At 49.6% G+C, this 1,522-nt stretch carries 15 tRNA genes; all 15 read right to left on the bottom strand.

The annotated features are described in order from the left end of the window. Positions 1–69: 69 nt before the first annotated feature. Positions 70–157, bottom strand: a tRNA-Ser gene (locus FC86_RS02345). A 6-nt stretch (positions 158–163) separates the two neighbouring features. Next, positions 164–237, bottom strand: a tRNA-Ile gene (locus FC86_RS02340). 11 nt (positions 238–248) lie between these two features. Then, positions 249–319 (bottom strand) — tRNA-Gly (locus FC86_RS02335). 30 nt (positions 320–349) lie between these two features. Then, positions 350–422 (bottom strand) — tRNA-Asp (locus FC86_RS02330). A gap of 11 nt (positions 423–433) precedes the next feature. Then, positions 434–507, bottom strand: a tRNA-Met gene (locus tag FC86_RS02325). Positions 508–545: 38 nt separating this feature from the next. Beyond that, a tRNA-Ile gene (locus FC86_RS02320) sits at positions 546–619 on the bottom strand. 10 nt (positions 620–629) lie between these two features. Then, positions 630–703: transfer RNA gene (locus FC86_RS02315), tRNA-Met, on the bottom strand. A 31-nt stretch (positions 704–734) separates the two neighbouring features. Next, positions 735–808 (bottom strand) — tRNA-Pro (locus FC86_RS02310). Between the two features lie 4 nt (positions 809–812). Next, positions 813–886: transfer RNA gene (locus FC86_RS02305), tRNA-Arg, on the bottom strand. A gap of 10 nt (positions 887–896) precedes the next feature. Beyond that, positions 897–982: transfer RNA gene (locus FC86_RS02300), tRNA-Leu, on the bottom strand. Positions 983–996: 14 nt separating this feature from the next. Beyond that, positions 997–1,068 (bottom strand) — tRNA-Gly (locus FC86_RS02295). A 4-nt stretch (positions 1,069–1,072) separates the two neighbouring features. Further along, positions 1,073–1,145: transfer RNA gene (locus FC86_RS02290), tRNA-Thr, on the bottom strand. Positions 1,146–1,191: 46 nt separating this feature from the next. Then, positions 1,192–1,274, bottom strand: a tRNA-Leu gene (locus tag FC86_RS02285). Positions 1,275–1,307: 33 nt separating this feature from the next. Further along, positions 1,308–1,380: transfer RNA gene (locus FC86_RS02280), tRNA-Lys, on the bottom strand. Between the two features lie 7 nt (positions 1,381–1,387). Further along, positions 1,388–1,460: transfer RNA gene (locus FC86_RS02275), tRNA-Val, on the bottom strand. Between the last annotated feature and the right edge of the window lie 62 nt (positions 1,461–1,522).

The raw sequence follows: 1,522 nt of genomic DNA, 5'->3' as shown, positions 1-1,522 counted from the left end.
TGAACCCATGATACCGCCGTGAAAGGGCGGTGTCTTAACCACTTGACCAACGGGCCTGAATAAAAAATACGGAGAAGGAGGGATTTGAACCCTCGCGCCGCTTTCGCAACCTACACCCTTAGCAGGGGCGCCTCTTCAGCCACTTGAGTACTTCTCCATAAAATGGGCCTAAATGGACTCGAACCATCGACCTCACGCTTATCAGGCGTGCGCTCTAACCAGCTGAGCTATAGGCCCATATTTATAAAAGCGGGTGACGAGAATCGAACTCGCGACAACAGCTTGGAAGGCTGTGGTTTTACCACTAAACTACACCCGCATATATAAAATAATGATTATAAAAATCATACGGTCCCAACCGGATTTGAACCGGTGATCTCCTGCGTGACAGGCAGGCGTGATAACCCCTACACCATGGGACCACTTCATTATATTGCGGGAGCAGGATTTGAACCTACGACCTTCGGGTTATGAGCCCGACGAGCTACCAGACTGCTCCATCCCGCGATAATTAAAAATTAATAAAATACAATAGTCCATCTAGATGGACCTTGTAGGACTCGAACCTACGACCGGACGGTTATGAGCCGTCTGCTCTAACCAACTGAGCTAAAGGTCCAAGTTACCAATAGCGGCGAAGGGGATCGAACCCCCGACCTCCCGGGTATGAACCGGACGCTCTAGCCAGCTGAGCTACACCGCCACAAAAAAATATTCAGCAACATTTGCTGCTATCGGGAAGACAGGATTCGAACCTGCGACCCCCTGGTCCCAAACCAGGTGCTCTACCAAGCTGAGCTACTTCCCGAATATGCACCCAGTAGGACTCGAACCTACAACCTTCTGATTCGTAGTCAGACACTCTATCCAGTTGCGCTATGGGTGCATCATTATTATGCCGAGGACCGGAATCGAACCGGTACGAAGATTACTCTTCGCAGGATTTTAAGTCCTGTGCGTCTGCCAGTTCCGCCACCCCGGCGATAAATAATGAAAAGCGGAAGACGGGATTCGAACCCGCGACCCCCACCATGGCAAGGTGATGTTCTACCACTGAACTACTTCCGCATAATGCCGACTAGACGATTCGAACGCCCGACCCTCTGATTACAAATCAGATGCTCTACCAACTGAGCTAAGTCGGCATACTGCTATATATTAAATTATAATACTTGGCATATTGTTTGCCAATACGGGTGAAGGGACTTGAACCCCCACGTCACTAAGACACTAGAACCTAAATCTAGCGCGTCTGCCAATTCCGCCACACCCGCAAAAATAAAGTGGCATTAATAAATATAAGCCAATGAGTCGTGGCAGGCTCGAACTGCCGACCCTCTGATTAAAAGTCAGATGCTCTACCAACTGAGCTAACGACTCGGTATAATGGAGGATACAGGGATCGAACCTGTGACCCCCTGCTTGTAAGGCAGATGCTCTCCCAGCTGAGCTAATCCTCCATATATAAAGCGTGGCAACGTCCTATCCTCGCAGGTAGTCACCCACCAACTACTTTCGGCGT

The organism is Holzapfeliella floricola DSM 23037 = JCM 16512, assembly GCF_001436605.1.
GTDB classification, from domain to species: Bacteria; Bacillota; Bacilli; order Lactobacillales; family Lactobacillaceae; genus Holzapfeliella; species Holzapfeliella floricola.
This window is presented reverse-complemented; position numbering and strand designations above follow the sequence as displayed.